Source organism: Citrobacter sp. S39, assembly GCF_009495675.1.
Lineage (GTDB): Bacteria > Pseudomonadota > Gammaproteobacteria > Enterobacterales > Enterobacteriaceae > Citrobacter > Citrobacter freundii.
The window spans coordinates 3435957-3455174 of sequence record NZ_CP045555.1 but is presented as its reverse complement, the minus strand read 5'-3'; the positions used below and the strand labels follow the sequence as shown (position 1 = coordinate 3455174).

General features: G+C 51.9%; 19 protein-coding genes. 13 read left to right on the top strand and 6 right to left on the bottom strand.

What is annotated here, in order from left to right; translation table 11 throughout:
* Positions 1-256: 256 nt before the first annotated feature.
* The 5 genes from urtA to urtE are packed head-to-tail and all read left to right on the top strand — an operon-like array spanning position 257 to position 5724.
* A complete protein-coding gene (gene urtA / locus GFB57_RS16430; protein WP_003032408.1) occupies positions 257-1528 on the top strand; it encodes an urea ABC transporter substrate-binding protein in 1272 nt (423 codons plus the stop codon).
* 43 nt (positions 1529-1571) lie between these two features.
* Positions 1572-3146, top strand: coding sequence for an urea ABC transporter permease subunit UrtB (urtB, locus tag GFB57_RS16425; protein ID WP_003032410.1), 1575 nt, complete (start codon positions 1572-1574; stop codon positions 3144-3146).
* The gene (urtC, locus tag GFB57_RS16420; RefSeq protein ID WP_003032412.1) at positions 3146-4219 is read left to right on the top strand and encodes an urea ABC transporter permease subunit UrtC; all 1074 of its coding nucleotides are present in this window, start codon (positions 3146-3148) and stop codon (positions 4217-4219) included. The genes urtB and urtC overlap by 1 nt, the downstream gene beginning before the upstream one ends.
* Positions 4219-5016, top strand: a complete 798-nt coding sequence (urtD, locus tag GFB57_RS16415) for an urea ABC transporter ATP-binding protein UrtD (protein WP_003032414.1) — start codon at positions 4219-4221, stop codon at positions 5014-5016. Before urtC ends, urtD begins: the two co-directional genes overlap by 1 nt.
* 9 nt (positions 5017-5025) lie before the next feature.
* On the top strand, positions 5026-5724 hold the full coding sequence (urtE, locus tag GFB57_RS16410) for an urea ABC transporter ATP-binding subunit UrtE (protein ID WP_003032416.1): 699 nt from the start codon (positions 5026-5028) through the stop codon (positions 5722-5724).
* Positions 5725-5767: 43 nt separating this feature from the next.
* Here the strand turns inward: urtE and ydeE are convergent, their stop codons facing one another.
* Positions 5768-6955 carry an efflux MFS transporter YdeE gene (ydeE, locus tag GFB57_RS16405; RefSeq protein ID WP_003032418.1) on the bottom strand — a complete coding sequence of 396 codons (1188 nt, stop codon included), beginning with the start codon at positions 6953-6955 and terminating at the stop codon, positions 5768-5770.
* 198 nt (positions 6956-7153) lie between these two features.
* On the opposite strand from ydeE, the gene eamA reads away from it, so the two are divergent.
* Positions 7154-8053 carry an O-acetylserine/cysteine exporter gene (gene eamA / locus GFB57_RS16400; RefSeq protein WP_003032420.1) on the top strand — a complete coding sequence of 300 codons (900 nt, stop codon included), beginning with the start codon at positions 7154-7156 and terminating at the stop codon, positions 8051-8053.
* A gap of 30 nt (positions 8054-8083) precedes the next feature.
* On the opposite strand, the gene marB is transcribed toward eamA, so the two are convergent.
* Genes marB through marR form a run of 3 tightly spaced genes read right to left on the bottom strand, consistent with a single transcriptional unit; the run spans position 8084 to position 9169 of the window.
* Entirely contained in the window at positions 8084-8302 is a 219-nt protein-coding gene (marB, locus tag GFB57_RS16395) for a multiple antibiotic resistance protein MarB (RefSeq protein ID WP_003032422.1), read from the bottom strand.
* Between the two features lie 30 nt (positions 8303-8332).
* Positions 8333-8716 (bottom strand): MDR efflux pump AcrAB transcriptional activator MarA, encoded by a 384-nt coding sequence (gene marA / locus GFB57_RS16390; RefSeq protein ID WP_003032424.1) that lies wholly within the window; start codon positions 8714-8716, stop codon positions 8333-8335.
* 18 nt (positions 8717-8734) lie between these two features.
* Entirely contained in the window at positions 8735-9169 is a 435-nt protein-coding gene (gene marR / locus GFB57_RS16385) for a multiple antibiotic resistance transcriptional regulator MarR (RefSeq protein ID WP_003032426.1), read from the bottom strand.
* 257 nt (positions 9170-9426) lie between these two features.
* On the opposite strand from marR, the gene GFB57_RS16380 reads away from it, so the two are divergent.
* Positions 9427-10092 (top strand): MarC family NAAT transporter, encoded by a 666-nt coding sequence (locus GFB57_RS16380; protein ID WP_003032428.1) that lies wholly within the window; start codon positions 9427-9429, stop codon positions 10090-10092.
* A 36-nt stretch (positions 10093-10128) separates the two neighbouring features.
* Here the strand turns inward: GFB57_RS16380 and GFB57_RS16375 are convergent, their stop codons facing one another.
* Together GFB57_RS16375 and GFB57_RS16370 are read right to left on the bottom strand one after the other, a co-directional pair.
* Positions 10129-11325: a sugar transporter gene (locus GFB57_RS16375; RefSeq protein WP_003032430.1), complete on the bottom strand. Its 1197-nt coding sequence runs from the start codon at positions 11323-11325 to the stop codon at positions 10129-10131.
* Between the two features lie 222 nt (positions 11326-11547).
* Positions 11548-12423, bottom strand: a complete 876-nt coding sequence (locus tag GFB57_RS16370) for a LysR family transcriptional regulator (RefSeq protein ID WP_003032431.1) — start codon at positions 12421-12423, stop codon at positions 11548-11550.
* A 103-nt stretch (positions 12424-12526) separates the two neighbouring features.
* On the opposite strand from GFB57_RS16370, the gene sad reads away from it, so the two are divergent.
* The 6 genes from sad to GFB57_RS16340 all read left to right on the top strand — a co-directional run bounded on the left by sad (position 12527) and on the right by GFB57_RS16340 (position 19110).
* Positions 12527-13915 (top strand): succinate-semialdehyde dehydrogenase, encoded by a 1389-nt coding sequence (gene sad, locus GFB57_RS16365; RefSeq protein ID WP_003032433.1) that lies wholly within the window; start codon positions 12527-12529, stop codon positions 13913-13915.
* Between the two features lie 103 nt (positions 13916-14018).
* Positions 14019-15596 carry a methyl-accepting chemotaxis protein gene (locus tag GFB57_RS16360; RefSeq protein ID WP_003032435.1) on the top strand — a complete coding sequence of 526 codons (1578 nt, stop codon included), beginning with the start codon at positions 14019-14021 and terminating at the stop codon, positions 15594-15596.
* 62 nt (positions 15597-15658) lie between these two features.
* A complete protein-coding gene (gene glsB / locus GFB57_RS16355) occupies positions 15659-16585 on the top strand; it encodes a glutaminase B (RefSeq protein WP_003032436.1) in 927 nt (308 codons plus the stop codon).
* A complete protein-coding gene (locus GFB57_RS16350) occupies positions 16585-16944 on the top strand; it encodes a DUF4186 domain-containing protein (protein ID WP_003032437.1) in 360 nt (119 codons plus the stop codon). Before glsB ends, GFB57_RS16350 begins: the two co-directional genes overlap by 1 nt.
* 80 nt (positions 16945-17024) lie before the next feature.
* Positions 17025-17552 (top strand): GNAT family N-acetyltransferase, encoded by a 528-nt coding sequence (locus tag GFB57_RS16345; protein ID WP_003032438.1) that lies wholly within the window; start codon positions 17025-17027, stop codon positions 17550-17552.
* 106 nt (positions 17553-17658) lie between these two features.
* On the top strand, positions 17659-19110 hold the full coding sequence (locus GFB57_RS16340) for a tagaturonate reductase (protein WP_003032439.1): 1452 nt from the start codon (positions 17659-17661) through the stop codon (positions 19108-19110).
* Positions 19111-19218 lie beyond the last annotated feature (108 nt).

The following is a 19218-nucleotide window of genomic DNA, read 5'->3' as shown; positions in this document are numbered from 1 at the left end:
CTGCTGACACAGATTGTTGCACGTTTATAATGCAGGGTTGTCTCATGGTGGTTCAATTTTTCGTTTGCTTAACCCGTTTGGCGGGAAAATGTAATACTGATTTTTGTGCGCGAGATGCTAATCTGTTGATTTTATATGATGTTTTAATATCTGGCATCGTTTTTGCCTTATCACTTCTGAACACCTTTAATTTGCACCGTTTTGTCTGCCCGGCTGCACCGGAGCTTTCAGCAAGTTTAATTTCAGGAGTGAAACTATGCAGCGTCGTACATTTTTAAAAGCTTTTGCACTTTCTGCCTCTGTTGTAGCAATGGGCGTGAGTTTTAGCGTTCAGGCAGCCGACACCATCAAGGTTGGCATCATGCATTCTTTATCCGGCACGATGGCCATATCCGAAACGCCGCTAAAAGATGTGGCGTTGATGACCATCGATGAAATTAATGCTCAGGGCGGTGTGTTGGGTAAAAAGCTGGAACCGGTGGTGGTTGACCCGGCCTCGAACTGGCCGTTATTTGCTGAAAAAGCAAGGCAGTTGCTGAGTCAGGATAAGGTAGCGGCAGTTTTTGGCTGCTGGACATCGGTTTCGCGTAAATCGGTTCTACCAGTATTTGAAGAATTGAACGGTCTGCTGTTTTACCCAGTGCAATATGAAGGTGAGGAGATGTCGCCTAACGTCTTCTATACCGGCGCAGCCCCCAACCAGCAGGCGATCCCGGCAGTTGAGTATCTGATGAGTGAGGACGGCGGCAGCGCGAAACGCTTCTTCCTGCTGGGCACGGATTATGTTTATCCACGCACGACCAACAAAATTTTACGCGCCTTTTTGCACTCAAAAGGAGTTGCCGATAAAGACATCGAAGAGGTGTACACCCCATTCGGACACAGCGATTACCAGACCATTGTCGCCAGTATTAAAAAATTCGCCGCAGGGGGGAAAACGGCGGTGGTATCAACCATCAACGGCGATTCTAACGTTCCATTCTATAAAGAGTTGGCCAACCAGGGCCTGAAAGCCACCGATGTTCCTGTGGTGGCATTCTCCGTGGGTGAGGAGGAGTTACGCGGTATTGATACCAAACCGCTGGTGGGCAACCTTGCAGCCTGGAACTACTTTGAGTCCGTCGATAACGCTGCCAACAAGAAGTTTGTCGCGGATTACCGGGCGTATGCCAAAGCGCACAAATTACCAAATGCTGAATCGGTGGTGACAAACGACCCCATGGAAGCTACGTATGTTGGCCTCCATATGTGGGCGCAGGCGGTAGAAAAAGCCGGAACGACCGATGTGGATAAAGTTCGCGCTGCAATGGCGGGGCAATCCTTCGCTGCGCCATCAGGCTTTACCCTGACCATGGATGCGACCAACCATCACCTGCATAAACCCGTCATGATTGGCGAGATTGAGGGCAATGGCCAGTTTAACGTGGTATGGCAAACCGATGAGCCGGTCCGCGCCCAGCCGTGGAGCCCGTACATCGCTGGTAATGATAAAAAATCTGAACAGCCTGTTAAAACCGCCAGCAACTGATCGTGTGCCCTCCTGCGGGAGGGTAACGCTTTGGAGAATGCTCATGAAAGTTATGCGCTTTATTCGTGGTGTGTTGTTGCTGACGTGGTTTTTGCCGTGGATAGCGCAGGCATCAGATGCCGATACTTTTACAGCCGCAAATCGAACTCAGCAGGCCGCCTTGCTTGAACAATGGGCGGTGAATCCCGATGTTCAGCGCATCCCGCTGCTCAGCGCGTTGCGCGAGGAGAATCTGCTGACTGATAACGCGAAAAATACCTTCATCATGAACGGCTCGCACGCACAACCGTTAGGAACAGCGACAACCCCAAACGGCGAGCTAAAAAAAATTCGCCTGACTAACCGCCTGCGTAATCTGGTGGCAGGAGCGTTGGCTGTCCATCAGCTTTTAAGTGACAGTGTCACGACAAGGTTAGAGGCAGCTCGTACATTACAGCGTGAGGCACAGCCGGATATGCTGCCGTTTTTACAGCAACGACTGGCTCAGGAGTCAAATGGTGATGTGAAATCCGCGCTGGCTATTGCACTGGCAAATCTGCAGCTGAACAGTTCCTCGCCGGAGGTCAGACGTCAGGCAATCGAACTATTAGGGGCGTCAAATGATCCTGAAACTCAGGCGCGCCTGCAACCATTCACCCGGGCTGAACATGAACCCGATACCCGCGTGCGTGCTGCCGCTGGCGAAAGCCTGAATTCCATCGCGCATCGTATGAAGGTTGGGGACCTTCTTGGACAGGCCTTTATGGGGCTGTCGCTGGGCTCAATTTTGCTGCTGGCGGCATTGGGTCTGGCTATAACCTATGGATTACTCGGCGTCATTAATATGGCGCATGGCGAGATGTTAATGCTCGGGGCTTACTGTACCTGGATGGTACAACAACTGATGAGCCAGTTTTTCCCGCAATGGCTAGCCTGGTATCCGGTTATTGCGCTGCCGGTTGCCTTTTTACTTACCGCAGCGGTAGGAATGCTGCTTGAGCGCGGGGTGATCCGCCATTTATACGGGCGTCCTCTCGAAACGCTGCTGGCGACCTGGGGGATCAGCCTGATGCTCATCCAGTTGGTGCGTATGTCCTTCGGCGCGCAAAACCTGGAAGTCGCCAATCCGGCATGGCTTTCAGGGGGGATTCAGGTTTATGCCAATCTGATTTTACCGTGGAACCGAATTGTGGTGCTTGGCTTTGCCATTCTGGTGCTGTTTTTCACCTGGCTGTTGTTGAATAAAACGCGTCTGGGGCTGCGCGTACGTGCCGTGACGCAAAATCGCAATATGGCGGCCTGCTGCGGCGTACCTACCGGACGAGTCGATATGCTGGCCTTTGGCCTTGGTTCAGGCATTGCCGGGCTGGGGGGCGTAGCGCTCTCGCAGTTGGGCAACGTAGGACCCGAATTGGGGCAAAGCTACATTATCGATTCGTTTCTGGTTGTGGTGCTGGGCGGCGTGGGACAACTCGCAGGGAGCGTGGCCGCGGCGTTTGGACTGGGGATCTTCAATAAAATTCTGGAGCCTCAGGTGGGGGCAGTTCTAGGCAAAATCATGATTCTGGTGCTGATTATTCTGTTTATTCAGAAGCGTCCGCAGGGGCTGTTCGCGCTAAAAGGGAGGGTTATTGACTGATGACGATGCCAATGACATTAACGCTGGCGCGTAAAGCGCCACGCGCGACGCGCATCCTGGGGCTGGGGTTGCTGCTGGCGTTGATTATTCTGCCGTTTCTTGCACTGTTACCTGCGGACCATCCGCTGGCTATATCGGTGTGGACGCTAACGCTGGCCGGGAAAATTCTCTGTTATGCCATTGTGGCGGTCGCGCTGGATCTTGTGTGGGGCTATGCCGGCATGCTCTCGCTGGGACACGGTATTTTCTTTGCGCTGGGAGGGTATGCGATGGGAATGTACCTGATGCGCCAGGCCTCTGGCGAAGGATTACCGGCCTTCATGTCATTCCTGTCGTGGAGCGAGCTGCCGTGGTTTTGGTGGGGGACGCAACATTTTATCTGGGCGCTACTGCTGGTCGTTCTGGTTCCTGGCCTGCTGGCACTGGTATTTGGTTGGTTTGCCTTTCGGTCAAAAATCAAAGGGGTCTATTTCTCCATCATGACCCAGGCCCTGACTTTCGCAGGAATGCTGCTGTTTTTTCGCAACGAAACGGGTTTTGGGGGAAATAACGGTTTTACCGGCTTTACCACCATTCTGGGATTCCCGGTAACCGCCACCTCAACCCGTATCGCGCTGTTTCTGGCGACGGTCATGCTGCTGGTGCTGGCATTATGGCTGGGACAGGCGCTGGCCCACAGTAAGTTCGGCCGTATTCTGACTGCCGTGCGCGATGCAGAGAACCGTCTGATGTTCTGTGGTTACGATCCGAAAGGTTTCAAGTTACTGGTGTGGACGCTTTCCGCTGTACTGTGCGGCCTGGCAGGAGCGCTGTATGTTCCGCAGGTGGGGATCATTAACCCTAGCGAAATGTCGCCGACCAACTCGATTGAAGCGGCGATTTGGGTTGCCCTCGGCGGACGTGGAACCCTGATCGGCCCGGTATTCGGCGCTGTGTTGGTGAATGGCGCGAAAAGCCTGTTTACCGTCATCATGCCGGAATACTGGCAGCTGTTTCTTGGCCTGATCTTTATTGGCGTTACGCTGTTTTTACCCCGAGGTGTAATTGGTCTGTTTCGCAAGGGAGACAAATAATGCAGCCAGATGAAGGGCTATTTACTCGCCAGATGCCGGGGGATCGGTTTCGCAACCAGACTGATCCGGTGCTACAGCTGGAAAAAATTAACGTTAACTTCGATGGCTTTCAGGCGCTAACCGATCTCACGCTCAATATTGGGGTTGGGGAACTGCGTTGCATCATCGGGCCCAACGGCGCCGGAAAAACGACGTTAATGGATGTCATTACCGGCAAAACCAGGCCGCAAAGTGGTCGTGCGATATACGATCAGTCGACCGACTTAACGACGCTGGATCCCATTGCCATTGCACGTCAGGGGATTGGACGGAAATTTCAAAAGCCCACGGTATTTGAAGCATTAACGGTGGAAGATAACCTGGAGCTGGCGCTGAAAAATGATAAATCTGTCTGGGGTTCTCTACGGGCACGACTCTCAGGCGAACAGCGGGATCGTATTGATGAAGTACTGGCGCTGTTGCGGCTGGGTAATGAGCGGGCCCGCAGCGCCGGTCTGCTTTCGCATGGGCAAAAACAGTTTCTCGAAATTGGCATGCTGCTGGTACAGGAGCCGCATTTACTGCTACTGGATGAACCCGCGGCGGGGATGACGGATGCGGAAACGGAATACACGGCGGAGCTGTTTCGCCAGCTTGCCGGTAAGCACTCTCTGATGGTTGTTGAGCACGATATGGGATTTGTCGAAACCATTGCCGATCGCGTTACAGTATTACATCAAGGACGTGTCCTGGCTCAGGGGAGCCTTCGTGAAGTGCAGGCCAACGAGCAGGTTATTGAAGTTTATCTCGGGCGTTAAGGAGTGCAGATGCTGCAGGTGAAAGAACTGAATCAATATTATGGCGGCAGTCATATTCTGCGCGGGGTGAACTTTGAAGCGCGTATCGGTGAGGTGACATGTCTGCTGGGGCGTAACGGCGTGGGGAAAACAACGCTACTTAAGTGTCTGATGGGGCTTATTCCGGCCCGCAGCGGAAGCGTGCTCTGGCAGGAGAAAAATGTCACTCACTGGAAGCCGCATCAGCGGGTCAGGGCCGGTGTGGCGTATGTCCCGCAGGGGCGTGATATTTTTCCGCGTTTGACGGTAGAAGAGAATCTACTGCTCGGCCTTTCCCGTTTTTCAGCACCGGAGGCACGACATGTGCCGGATGATATTTACGCGCTCTTTCCGGTTTTACAGGAAATGAAGCATCGGCGGGGCGGAGATTTGTCCGGCGGACAGCAGCAGCAACTGGCGATTGGACGAGCACTGGCAAGTCGCCCACAATTGTTGATCCTTGATGAGCCTACCGAGGGGATCCAGCCGTCGGTGATTAAAGAGATTGGTCAGGTGATTTCCCAACTGGCGCATCGCGGCGATATGGCCATTTTGCTGGTGGAGCAGTTCTATGATTTTGCCGAGCAGCTCGCCGACAAATACCTGTTGATGTCGCGGGGCAGCATTATTCAAAGCGGCGACGGTAAAAATATGGAGGCCGAGGGCGTTCGGGGACTGGTTGCTATCTGAGGTATGCGACAGAGCGACTGTGGCTCTGTCGCGAACATAATAACTAGCAGACCACCGTCTGGCCCCAGGGTTTGGCGCGCATGCCTTTTATCATTAGCGCCCAGGCAAGAACGATCGCCACTATCAGCGCCACAAACAGCGACCATGGTGGCAATGTGGTTAAAATGACGCCGCTGACTAATGGGTTAACCGCTGCGCCAAGCCAGCCTAACGACTGGGCGGAAAAATAGCTGGCTTTCATACCTGCTGGTGCGATGTTGTCGATAAGCATGTATTCACCCGGTGCGTAAATGACTTCGCCGATAGTGAAAAAGGCAGCAGAAATTCCCCATAACAACAGACTGTTGCCGGAGAAAGCGAAACCGACCAGGCCAACGACAAAGAAGACTGTACCCATTGTCATTAACGGGCGGATATTTGTGGCGGTGAGCCTGCGACCAAGTGCGTATTGCAGTGATACTACGATGGCGGCGTTAACGGGCAGGACCACCGCGACGACTTTCTCGGCAAAATCGCCATCGGCGACCACCATAACGTATTGCGAAATACAGGATGCAAAGGCGCCGCCAACGAATGATGCCAAAAATGCTGACAGCGTAAACCAGAATAATGCTCTGTCGCGCAGCAGTACTGAAGGGGACCAAACAGCGGCATTTACACCTTCTGCGGTTGCTGGTGAACGTTTTACCCACGTCTGGATAAACACCAGAGGTAGCGCAGAACAGGCGGCAGCCAGCCAGAACGGCAGGTTAATGCTTTGCATAACCAGCAGCGTGCCCAGCGGCGGACCAACGGTCCAGCCGATGTTCAGCACGGTATAGTTAAGTGAGAAAATTTTCGTTTTGTTGGTCGCAGACAAGTTATCGGCAAACCAGGCTTTCAGCACCGTGGCGAAGACGGAGTAGGCGCAGTTGATCAGGGCAAAGAGCAAAACCACTATCACGACGTTATGCACCAGCGGAATAGCAATAAAGCCGGAGGCAAAGCCGCAGATAGCCAGCAACATATAGCGTTTTTTATCGAACTTGTCGGCCAGAATACCAAAGCCAAGGCTGAAGACGACGCCTATGGTCAGTGCAACCGTCATCGCATAACCGATCAGGTCGACGCTCAGTTGATACTGTCGACTGAGGTAAATCGTCATAAATGGCAGCGTGGCGCCACGACCAATGGTTAATAACAAAGATGACGCAAGTAACGCGAGAGTGGACCTTCTCAGAGAGATATTCATTTTCCTGCCCGACAATGCATGTTGTTATGTTTTTTTTAGATATCAGAAACAAATAGCATGCTAAAAGTGTGATGTACACCCAATAAGTTGTCCGAAAATGCCCTGTGTGGCCTACCTGAATTAATGATCTGTTACGGTACAACGATTTCCGTTACTTTAACTTGTTTACAAAAATTTAATATTTGCAGGGGCGGTGGTATGTCGCGTAAAGACGGGTTATTGGCGTTACTGGTCGTTGTGGTTTGGGGACTGAACTTTGTTGTCATTAAAGTGGGTTTGCACAATATGCCGCCGTTGATGTTGGCAGGGTTACGCTTTTTGTTGGTGGCGTTCCCGGCGATTTTTTTTGTTGCCCGCCCGAAAATTCCGCTTTCGCTTTTACTCGGCTACGGCCTGACAATTAGTTTTGGACAGTTCGCGTTTCTCTTCAGCGCCATCAAATTTGGTATGCCTGCCGGGTTAGCTTCTCTGGTATTACAGGCTCAGGCGTTTTTCACCATCATTCTGGGGGCATTCGCCTTTGGCGAACGTCTGCAGGGTAAACAGCTGGTAGGAATTGCGCTGGCGGTATTTGGTGTGCTGGTACTGATTGAAGCCAGTCTGAACGGTCAGCATGTTGGCATGCTCGGTTTTATGCTGACGCTGGCGGCGGCGCTAAGCTGGGCCTGCGGCAATATTTTTAACAAAAAAATCATGCAGCATACATCGCGTCCGGCCGTTATGTCGTTGGTGGTATGGAGCGCGTTAATCCCCATTGTTCCGTTCTTCCTGGCCTCATTACTTCTCGATGGTCCAGCGCAAATTACCCAAAGTCTGGTGGCGATAGATTTGACGACCATTCTGTCACTGGTGTATCTGGCGTTTGTGGCGACCATTGTGGGTTATGGCATCTGGGGTTCGTTACTCGGACGCTATGAGACCTGGCGGGTAGCGCCGCTATCGCTGTTGGTGCCGGTTGTCGGTCTGGCGAGTGCGGCCGTACTGCTGGACGAAACGCTTAGCGGATTACAGCTACTTGGCGCGCTACTGATCATGGCTGGGCTGTATATCAATGTGTTTGGTTTTCGGTTGCGTAAAATTGCGTCGGTGAGGGGCTAAAAAAAGCCCCGCGGTTGCGGGGCAATATAATTACAGGTTGCGCAGATTGTAATAAGGCACACCTAATTCGTCGGACTTGTCGCTGCCTGCACCCATATGATTAAAATCGAACGGGGACTGATCGTGCGCAGGGGGCATAATCATCGCGTCGCGACTGTTCTGTGTGGCAGGTTGCGCGGTCTGTTCCGCCATGCTCTGACCCGAAACAACAAACAGCAGGGCCAGCATCGCATAAGACAGAAGTTTCATGATTTCCTCGGTTACGTCGTTAACTGGCGATTAGCAATTACATTGATTGAGTGGAAGCAAATAGCGCGATTCGCCATGCATATTCGTCATACGGTATTTGTGCGGCGGAACATCAAAATAATTTTTGAATGTCCGGGTCAGCGTCTGCTGAGACTCAAAACCGTAACGCTCTGCCAGATAAAGAATGGGCTCGTTACTCTCTTTTAATTTTTGCGCTATTTCAGTCATTTTACGGCTGCGAATGTATTGACCCAGTGAATGACCGGTTTCTTTTTTAAACATCCGTTGCAGGTGCCATTTGGAGTAACCTGAACGCTCAGACACTTTTTCCAGTGAGAGCGGCGATTCAAGGTTATTTTCGATCCAGTCCAAAATGCTATGAATAGTGATTGTGTCAGTATTGCGTCTGGACATCGTCATACCTCTTTCTGTTTACGGCAGGATTCTCTTAAGCAAGTGCTCAAGTGTGGCTACTTCATCCGCCGTTAAGTTTTTTGTTAGTTCCTGGTGCAGGTCTTGCCCTACTAATTGATGACACTGCTCGCAAATTGCTGCGCCATGATCGGTGAGTTTCACCAGCACGCCACGCTTATCATGTGGATTCGGAAGCCTTTCTATCCAGCCTTTACAGGCCAGTCTGTCCAGCATCCGCGTCAGGGCGCCAAGGTCGACAGACAGCACTTTTTTCAATTCGACAGGGGTGATGCACACCGCGCAACGGATGGAGCAGAGCACCTTGAACTGCGATGCCGTGATATCCAGCGGTGACAGATAGTCGTTTAGCAAACGATCTTTTTTCTGATTAACCATATAGATCAAACGACCCAGTGGGATGATTTCGTTAAACAGATCACTGGTGTTTTTCACAATGGTTGCCCTGGCAAGTAGTTAGTCACGGCTGATATTATTGCTTAGGCAAATATAAGTCAAACGAATGGATCCGCAAATGCCACGTTTTGCTAAATCATCAGACTCAATACCTGGCAAGTGGAATTTTAACGGTTTGATAATTATGGTTTATACGTGCGGATGAAAAATGAATCCTTACATCACGAAAATGGCTTATCTCGCGGATTTCACCGTATACTTGCCGCTGACGATTAACGCACAGGAAAGATGACATTATGATGGACTTGTTTAAAGCAATAGGACTGGGGCTGGTAGTCCTGTTACCGTTGGCAAACCCGTTAACCACCGTGGCGTTGTTCCTTGGCCTAGCCGGCAATATGAACAGCGCAGAGCGTAACCGTCAGTCACTCATGGCATCTGTCTATGTATTTGCCATTATGATGGTGGCGTACTACGCCGGGCAGGTGGTAATGAATACGTTCGGGATTTCGATTCCCGGGTTACGTATTGCGGGTGGGTTAATCGTTGCGTTTATCGGCTTCCGGATGCTGTTTCCACAGCAGAAGGCGCATGATTCTCCGGAAGCGAGAAGCAAGTCTGAAGAGCTTGAAGACGAACCGACGGCCAATATCGCTTTTGTACCGCTGGCTATGCCAAGCACTGCCGGTCCGGGGACGATTGCGATGATCATCAGCTCCGCGTCAACCGTGCGTCATGGCTCCGAATTTCCGGACTGGGTGATAATGATCGCGCCGCCGATTATTTTTGCGGTTGTCGGGATTATCCTGTGGGGCTGTTTGCGCAGTTCCGGGGGGATCATGCGGCTGGTCGGTAAAGGTGGTATCGAAGCGATTTCTCGTTTGATGGGCTTCCTGCTGGTGTGTATGGGCGTGCAGTTTATTATTAACGGCGTGCTGGAGATTATCAAAACCTACGCTTAAAACACTATGCCCGGTAATATTTACCGGGCATATTTTTTATGAATGCTGAGGCTGTTCTTCCAGTGATACCGGCCATTTACGAAAGATAATCACCGACCATATCAACGCGGCAACGGCAGGCACTGCGCCGACGTAACCAATCGTAGACATCGACCAGTGCAAACTCACCTGATTACCTACCAGTGCGCCAGCGCCAATACCGATATTAAAGATTCCGGAGAACAGCGCCATTGCGACGTCAGTCGCATCCGGAGCAAGTGCCAGCACTTTCACCTGCATACCCAGGCCTATCAGCATGATGGCGACGCCCCAGAAAATACTCAGGATGGCAAGGTGCATTTCGCTGTCAGCGGCGGGAAGTAACAGTACCAGGCATATCGTCAACAGGGCAATGGCACTGCTAATCAGTACGGACGCATGCAGATTACCCAGCTTACCGAAAATGACGCTACCGACAATTCCCGCACCACCCAGAACCAGCAATAAGACAGTAGCAAAATTTGCGCTCAGGCCCGCGACGGTCTGCACGAACGGCTCGATATAGCTGTAGGCCGTATAATGCGCGGTGACCACAATCACCGTCAGTAGATACAGACTCATCAATGCCGGGCGATGGAATAACACGGGCAGGCTTTTTAAAGAGCCGGAGTGCTCACTGGGTAGTTTGGGCAGGAGCTTAATCAGGCAAAGCAGGGTAACTAACGCCCCCATACCGATGGCGAAGAAGGTCGTGCGCCAGCCAAAATACTGACCGACGATACGCCCGATGGGCAGCCCCAATACCATCGCCAGCGCAGTGCCAGTGGCAATCAGGCTGAGAGCCTGTGCACGTTTCCCGGCAGGAGCCAGGCGAATTGCCAGCGATGCGGTGATCGACCAGAAAATAGCGTGCGCAAAGGCAATACCAATACGGCTAATTACCAACACGGTAAAATTCCATGCCAGGAAAGAGAGCACATGGCTGGCGATAAACACAACAAACAGACAGATCAGAAGTTTTCGGCGCTCCACCTGACTGGTAAGTAACATGAAGGGGAGCGACATCAAGGCAACAACCCAGGCGTAGATCGTCAGCATGATCCCGACCTGAGCGGTCTGCATATTGAAGCTTTGTGCGATGTCGGAAAGCAAACCGACAGGGACAAACTCTGTGGTATTGAAAATAAAACCGGCAATGGCAAGCGTAACTACCCGTAGCCACGCGACCTTGCGGGAAACAGTGTCTGTTGTCATATCAAATAAGAGGATTAGCTGCGAAAAGGTAAGGCCACGATCTTAAAACGTTTGCTGGCGAAAATACAATCATTTTGTGATGCGGATCTCATTTCATTGGCAGGGCGCTACAATTTGCTGCCGAACATTCCTCATATTTTTAAGTATTTCAATAATAATGAAATTCCGGGCGTATGACTTCACCCGGATATACAGTTATTCATGTTCTTTGAGGATAGCCAGCTACTCCGGGCTCTGTGATAACTGAGGGTTCAACACCTCTATAAACGCTTCCAGTTGCCGCGTCATTGCGCCTCTGCGCCAGACCAGCCATGTATTCAGCCAGCGCCAGTTCTCGCTTAGCGGCCAGGCGTTGACCTGATGATGCCCTGGCATGCTCTCCAGCATCGAACGCGGGATCAGTGCGATACCCGCTCCGGCAATGACGCAGGCCAGCATACCGTGATATGACTCCATTTCGTGAATGGTGCCGGGCATGGCGCGATCGGCATGAAACCAGCTTTCAAAATGGCGGCGATAGGAACAGTTGGCGCGAAAGGCGTAAATACTGCAACCGTTGACGTCGCTGGCCCGCTGAATGGGGGGATGACCGTTAGGAGTGACAATCATCATCTCTTCACGGTAGACCGGCATTCCTTCAAGGCCTGGATGGGTAATAGGGCCATCGACAAAGGCAGCGTTCAATGTACCGTCGAGCACGCCGTCCAGCATTGTGCCTGAAGGACCCGTCGCTAACGCGAACTGAATTTTGGGGTAACGCTGGTTATATTCAGCCAGCGTTGCGGGGATGCGTACTGCTGCTGTACTTTCAAGCGAGCCGAGAGAGAAGAGTCCTTGCGGCTCATCCCCGGCGACGACCATCCTGGCTTCCTCAACCAGCGCTAGGATCCGCTGGCTGTAGCGCAAAAAGTTGTGCCCGGATGGGGAAAGCCGCAGACGCTGGTTTTCACGAATAAACAGATCAACGCCCAGGTCGGCTTCAAGCTGACGTATACGGGTGGTGAGATTAGATGGCACGCGATGAACCTTCGCAGCGGCCTGCGTAATACTGCCAGTCTCCGCGACGGCATTAAACATTTCCAGCTGCGTCAGATCCATAATTTTCTCTATTCGTGAATGGTATGGTTAATATTATTCATTTTTCAGAAAGAGTAAATATGCTCATGATATAACCATACCCTGCGATAAAGAGAGGCACTTAATGACTATCACAGCAGCAACACATGCGATTTCCATTGACCCTACCAGCGGTGAAAGACTGACGGCGACGCCGTGGGCCAGCGTGGAAGAGATTGATCATGCGCTGAACCTTGCAGCGAATGGCTATAGCGAATGGAAACACACTTCCGTTGAGCACCGTGCGCAAATGCTGCGCCATATTGGGCAAGCTCTGCGCCATCGTGCGGAAGAGATGGCGCAGTGTATCTCACGTGAAATGGGTAAACCCATTAAGCAGGCGCGTGCTGAAGTCGCTAAGTCAGCTGCGTTGTGTGACTGGTACGCCGAGCATGGACCGGCGATGCTCAGTCCGGAACCCACGCTGGTGGAGAACAACCAGGCGGTGATTGAGTATCGTCCGGTAGGAACTATTCTGGCGATCATGCCGTGGAACTTCCCACTCTGGCAGGTAATGCGAGGTGCCGTCCCGATTCTGTTGGCCGGAAATGGTTACCTGTTAAAGCATGCGCCTAACGTAACCGGCTGTGCTGCAATTATTGCGCAGGTTTTCGCTGATGCGAGTGTACCCGCGGGGGTTTATGGTTGGGTGAATGCCGATAACGCAGGGGTCAGTCAGATGATCAATGACCCGCGTATCACGGCGGTAACGGTGACGGGTAGTGTTCGTGCTGGTGCGGCGATTGGCGCCCAGGCGGGGGCCGCGTTGAAAAAATGCGTTCTTGAACTGGGGGGCTCCGATCCGTTTATTGTCCTTAATGATGCAGACCTCGATCTGGCCGTTAAGGCGGCGGTCACCGGGCGTTATCAGAACACCGGGCAGGTTTGTGCGGCAGCCAAACGCTTTATTATCGAAGAAGGGATAGCGGCAGAATTTACTTCACGCTTTGTGGCCGCTGCGAGCGCGCTCAAAATGGGCGATCCGCTGAACGAAGAAAACGATCTGGGGCCGATGGCGCGATTTGATCTGCGTGAAGAGCTGCACCAGCAGGTTGAAGCCACCCTTGCCGAAGGGGCGCGGTTACTTCTCGGCGGGGAAAAAATTGCGGGACATGGTAATTACTATGCCGTGACGGTACTGGGCGATGTTACTCCAGAGATGACGGCGTTCCGCCAGGAGCTGTTTGGTCCGGTTGCGGCAATTACTGTGGCGAAGAATGCGGAACATGCCTTAGCGCTGGCGAATGACAGTGATTTCGGCTTATCTGCCACGGTGTTTACTGCGGATGAAGTGCTGGCGCAGAAGATGGCGTCGCGCCTGGAGTGTGGTGGCGTATTCATCAATGGTTACAGTGCCAGCGATGCCCGCGTTGCCTTTGGCGGTGTGAAGAAAAGTGGTTTTGGCCGAGAGCTTTCGCACTTTGGTCTGCATGAGTTTTGTAACGTGCAGACCGTCTGGAAAAACCGCCTTTGATGGTGTAGGTGTCTCCGCTGGAGGCACCTGTCTTATTTCTGCAATTTTTCTGTCATTTACTCTCCGTACACTCGCGTCTAACGCTTTGATACAGAAGAGTAATATGAACATAACGCAAATTTTCCGTCGTCTTATTCCCCGTCAGTTTGGTCTGTTAACCGGCATTTTTTGCATTATTGCGCTGTTCTCTGTTTTGCAGGTCGCGTCCTCCTTAATGCTTTCGGCCTCAGTCAGCGGCGCACAGCATAATGAAGGACGTAATCAACTCGCGCTTATACAGCAGGCGAAGGTTGATGAAGCGCGGGTGGCGTTATTATCTGCCAGCGATTTAATTAACCGTGCGGGAGTTTATTTTATGCAGGATGCCGCCACCGGTTCGGACGGGAGTTGGCATCCGTTAATGGAAGAGGCGTACCGGGCGCTGGCGCAGTCAAAAAGTGCATGGGATGCCTGGCGGGATATGAAACCGCAGCCGGATCCGGATCTAACGGAGAGCTATCAGCGTTTTTATAGCGGTATTCAGGAGCAGGCGGATGGGCTGATGCAGTCAGGTTCCATTGATGCTTTTTTTGCCGTACCCGTGCAGGCCTTTCAGACGGACTTTAACGCTAATTACGCGCGCTTTCAGCAGAACAGTGGGCGACATGCGGAAGCTGGGCGTCAGCAGCTGTTGACCAGTCTTGAGCGTTTACAGAATCTATTTTTGTTTATTCCTCTCGTGCTGGTGGTTATCGCCTTTCTGGTCTGGCGTAGTATGTCCCGTTGGGTGATTATGCCACTGCGACGGCTGATCGATCATATCGATATTTTAGCAGCGGGTGACCTGTCTCGCCCGGCCCCGCAGGTGAGTCAGTTTAATCGGGAAGTGACGCAATTAAGTTCGCGTATTGCTGCAATGCAGCAAGGTCTCTGCGCGCTGGTGCAGCAGGTAAACGACGCCACCACTGCAATGGTAGGAAATATCAACGAACTTGCGCAGAACAATAAACAGCTATATCAGCAGTCGGCGAAACAAAGTGAAGAGTTAAGCAGCGTGACATCGCATATTTCGTTGCTGGAAATGCATGTTGAGGATAACAGTGGCTTTGCTGAACTGGCGAATCAACGCGCTGTGCAGGCGCGAGATGTTGCGGCAGGCGGGGACCGAATGATGGCGACGGTAAATACGTCAATGCAGGCGATTGTGACACGTTCGTCTGAAATGCGAGGTATTACAACGCTTATCGATAATATTGCATTTCAGACAAATATCCTGGCTCTTAACGCGGCAATCGAGGCAGCACATGCCGGGGAGCAAGGGCGCGGGTTTGCCGTGGTTGCGAAAGAAGTTGGGCTGCTGGCGCGAAAAAGCGGTCAGTCTACGCAAAACATTCAGACACTGATTAAACACTCGTTACAGGGCATTGAAGTGGGCTTTCACGCGGTTAACGGGCTGGATAAGAATTTGCAGCAGGTTATCGCACTGGTTGAGAATCTTGGCGCGTTGCTGAACGACATTTCGACTGCAACCTTAAATCAAGGGAACAATATTCACCAGTTGACTCGAAAGCTGCATGTCCTGAACGGCGAAGCCCGGCAAACCAGCGAACTGGTGAATGCTGCATCTGACTCTTCCTTGCAGCTACACCATGAATCCCGCCAGCTTATGCAGGCCGTGGCCAGATTCCGCCTTCCGGCCTGACGCTGCGTATTCAGCTCTGTTATACTCGCAGGCCTTTCATACCTGCGAGCAAGGAGCATGTTGTGGCCAGGGCCATGGACAATTCAATTTTAGAGACCATTGTGCAGCAGGTTCGTCCGCTGATTGGTCAGGGTAAAGTCGCTGATTATATTCCGGCATTAGCCTCTGTCGACGGTTCAAAACTGGGTATTGCTATCTGTACCGTTGATGGACAGCACTATCAGGCGGGAGATGCGCAAGAACGTTTTTCTATTCAGTCGATTTCAAAGGTGCTCAGCCTGGTCGTGGCAATGCGTCACTATCAGGAAGAGGAGATTTGGCAGCGTGTCGGCAAAGATCCTTCTGGCCATCCTTTTAACTCCCTGGTGCAGCTGGAAATGGAGCAGGGTATCCCTCGCAATCCCTTTATTAACGCCGGGGCGCTGGTGGTTTGCGATATGTTGCAAGGGCGTCTAAGCGCACCGCGTCAACGGATGCTGGAAGTGGTACGTGCGTTAAGCGGTGTTTCGGATATCGCTTATGATGCGACGGTCGCGCGATCAGAGTTTGAACACTCGGCGCGTAATGCCGCAATTGCCTGGCTGATGAAATCCTTCGGCAATTTTCACCATGACGTGACCACCGTTTTGCAAAATTACTTTCACTACTGCGCGCTAAAAATGAGCTGTGTGGAGTTGGCGCGAACCTTTGTCTTTTTGGCAAATCAAGGGCATGCCTTTCATCTTGCGGAACCCGTGGTGACGCCGATGCAGGCCAGGCAGATCAATGCGCTAATGGCGACCAGCGGCATGTATCAGAACGCAGGGGAGTTTGCCTGGCGGGTCGGGCTTCCGGCGAAATCTGGTGTGGGTGGCGGCATCGTGGCGATCGTGCCTCACGAGATGGCGATTGCTGTCTGGAGTCCGGAACTGGACCCGGCGGGAAATTCACTGGCCGGTATCGCCGTGCTGGAGCAATTAACACAACAGCTGGGGCGTTCGGTTTACTGATGAATACGCTCGATCCTCTTTTTGCCCGGCTGGCGAAATCAACGTTTCGCTCGCGGTTTCGTCTTGGTCAGAAAGAAAGGCAGTATTGTCTGGATAAAGGGGCGCCGGTTATCGAACAACATGCTGCGGATTTTATTGCTAAACGACTGGCACCTGCGTTTCCCGCCAATGATGGTAAACAGACTCCCATGCGTGGTCACCCGGTATTTATCGCTCAACATGCTACGGCAACGTGCTGTCGAGGGTGTCTGGCGAAATGGCATGATATACCTAAGGGCGTAGCGCTAAACGATGAACAAAAACGTTACGTTGTCACGGTTATTTATCACTGGTTAGTACTTCAGATGAACAAGCCATAGATAACATTATCCTATGATATGACCCCTTGTGTTGTGTAATTGTTAAAAGCAGTATGAAGGGGTCAATCTAAGGAGAAACCATGGCTTCCGGTAAACCCTGCTTTGTGCTGAGCGCGGCACAGATTCTGTCGCGAATCGACGAGCTCAGCGATGTTCTTGAACGGTGCGTCAATGACGGTGCCTCCATCAGTTTTATGCTGCCCTTTAATCGCGAAAAATCAGAGCCTTTCTGGATGAACGTCGCGCAAAGTGTTTCTCGCGGAGAACGGATCGTTCTTGGTACGCAAAACGCGCAGGGGGCGCTTGTCGGTACCGTCCAACTCATTATCGATCAACCTGAAAATCAACCTCATCGTGCTGATGTTGCCAAACTGCTGGTTCACCCCTCAGCGCGACGCGGTGGCCTGGCTCGTGAATTGATGAACGAACTGGAAAGTTGCGCGCGTCAACAAGGTAAAACGCTGCTGGTGCTTGATACGGCGACGGGCAGTGGCGCGGAGTTGTTCTACCACAATTGCGGGTGGAAAAAGGTAGGGGTGATACCTGACTATGCCCAAATGCCCGATGGGACGCTGACCGGGACCACACTTTTCTATAAAACGCTCTAATTTGTCGCCGGGGATTGATCAAAACAGGGTTTCAATGTATTAAAGTTTGCTAACCTATTGGACCAATTCAATCAGGTTGTATGACTAATCATAAAGGGAACCCATTGTGCAAACACTAAATCGTCGCGATTTCCCCGGTGCTCAGTATCCTGAACGCATTATTCAGTTTGGTGAAGGAAACTTCCTGCGCGCCTTTGTAGACTGGCAGGTTGATCTGCTGAACGAACATACCGATCTGAACGCTGGTGTGGTCATTGTTCGTCCTATCGAAAGTACCTTCCCGCCATCGCTGAGTACGCAGGATGGCCTCTATACTACTATCATTCGTGGTTTGAATGAGAAGGGCGAGGCTGTCAGCGATGCTCGTCTAATTCGTTCAGTTAACCGTGAAATCAGCGTCTATAGCGAATACGATGAGTTCCTGAAGCTGGCACATAATCCTGATATGCGTTTTGTGTTCTCTAACACCACGGAAGCAGGTATCAGTTACCACGCGGGCGATAAGTTTGACGACGCGCCAGCGGTAAGTTATCCGGCTAAACTGACGCGTCTGCTGTTCGAACGCTTCGGCTATTTTAACGGCGCATTGGATAAAGGCTGGATTATCATCCCTTGCGAACTGATTGATTATAACGGTGATGCGCTGCGTGAACTGGTTCTGCGCTACGCTCAGGAATGGACGCTGCCGGAAGCGTTTATTCAGTGGCTGGATCAGGCCAATGCATTTTGCTCTACGCTGGTGGACCGTATTGTTACCGGCTATCCGCGTGATGAGGTAGCTAAGCTCGAAGCTGAACTGGGCTATCATGATGCGTTCCTCGACACGGCAGAACATTTCTATCTGTTTGTCATTCAGGGGCCGAAGTCATTAGCCGCAGAACTACGTCTGGATAAGTATCCGCTGAATGTCCTGATTGTGGATGACATCAAACCGTACAAAGAGCGCAAAGTGGCGATTCTCAACGGTGCTCACACTGCGCTGGTTCCTGTTGCCTGGCAGGCAGGGTTGGACACCGTAGGCGAGGCGATGAATGACGCAGAAATTTGCGCCTTCGTTGAAAAAGCTATTTATGAAGAGATCATTCCGGTACTGGATTTACCTCGTGATGAGCTGGCGTCTTTTGCCAGCGCGGTAACCGGTCGATTCTGCAACCCCTATATAAAACATCAGCTGTTGTCTATTGCCCTGAATGGCATGACCAAATTCCGCACCCGTATATTGCCGCAACTGCTGGCAGGGCAACAGGCCAGCGGTAAACTGCCAGCGCGTTTGACGTTTGCGCTTGCCGCATTGATTGCTTTCTATCGTGGAGAGCGTCACGGTGAGTCTTATCCGGTTCAGGATGATGCGCACTGGATAGAACGTTTTCAACAGCTGTGGTCCCAGCATCGCGATCGCCAGATAAGCACCGAAGCGTTGGTCAAATCTGTACTGGGTGTTAAAGAACACTGGGAGCAAGACCTGACACAAGTTTCTGGACTGGTGGAACAGGTTTCTACCGATCTGGATACCATTCTGGCAAAAGGTATGCGGGAAGCCGTTAAGCCACTGTGCTAAAACGACTACCGACAACCCGGCTCAGGCCGGGTTTTTTCTGGATATAAGTTAGTTACAACATACTGTGTTATTTATGTCATAAACCCAGTCTGTGACTTCCGTGCGGCT

Excerpts from the sequence above, each read along its gene's own strand:
- urtA (WP_003032408.1), top strand. The coding sequence starts at position 257 with ATGCAGCGTCGTACATTTTTAAAAGCTTTTGCACTTTCTGCCTCTGTT.
- urtB (WP_003032410.1), top strand. The coding sequence starts at position 1,572 with ATGAAAGTTATGCGCTTTATTCGTGGTGTGTTGTTGCTGACGTGGTTT.
- urtC (WP_003032412.1), top strand. The coding sequence starts at position 3,146 with ATGACGATGCCAATGACATTAACGCTGGCGCGTAAAGCGCCACGCGCG.
- urtD (WP_003032414.1), top strand. The coding sequence starts at position 4,219 with ATGCAGCCAGATGAAGGGCTATTTACTCGCCAGATGCCGGGGGATCGG.
- urtE (WP_003032416.1), top strand. The coding sequence starts at position 5,026 with ATGCTGCAGGTGAAAGAACTGAATCAATATTATGGCGGCAGTCATATT.
- ydeE (WP_003032418.1), bottom strand. The coding sequence starts at position 6,955 with ATGAATATCTCTCTGAGAAGGTCCACTCTCGCGTTACTTGCGTCATCT.
- eamA (WP_003032420.1), top strand. The coding sequence starts at position 7,154 with ATGTCGCGTAAAGACGGGTTATTGGCGTTACTGGTCGTTGTGGTTTGG.
- marB (WP_003032422.1), bottom strand. The coding sequence starts at position 8,302 with ATGAAACTTCTGTCTTATGCGATGCTGGCCCTGCTGTTTGTTGTTTCG.
- marA (WP_003032424.1), bottom strand. The coding sequence starts at position 8,716 with ATGTCCAGACGCAATACTGACACAATCACTATTCATAGCATTTTGGAC.
- GFB57_RS16380 (WP_003032428.1), top strand. The coding sequence starts at position 9,427 with ATGATGGACTTGTTTAAAGCAATAGGACTGGGGCTGGTAGTCCTGTTA.
- GFB57_RS16375 (WP_003032430.1), bottom strand. The coding sequence starts at position 11,325 with ATGACAACAGACACTGTTTCCCGCAAGGTCGCGTGGCTACGGGTAGTT.
- GFB57_RS16370 (WP_003032431.1), bottom strand. The coding sequence starts at position 12,423 with ATGGATCTGACGCAGCTGGAAATGTTTAATGCCGTCGCGGAGACTGGC.
- sad (WP_003032433.1), top strand. The coding sequence starts at position 12,527 with ATGACTATCACAGCAGCAACACATGCGATTTCCATTGACCCTACCAGC.
- GFB57_RS16360 (WP_003032435.1), top strand. The coding sequence starts at position 14,019 with ATGAACATAACGCAAATTTTCCGTCGTCTTATTCCCCGTCAGTTTGGT.
- GFB57_RS16350 (WP_003032437.1), top strand. The coding sequence starts at position 16,585 with ATGAATACGCTCGATCCTCTTTTTGCCCGGCTGGCGAAATCAACGTTT.
- GFB57_RS16345 (WP_003032438.1), top strand. The coding sequence starts at position 17,025 with ATGGCTTCCGGTAAACCCTGCTTTGTGCTGAGCGCGGCACAGATTCTG.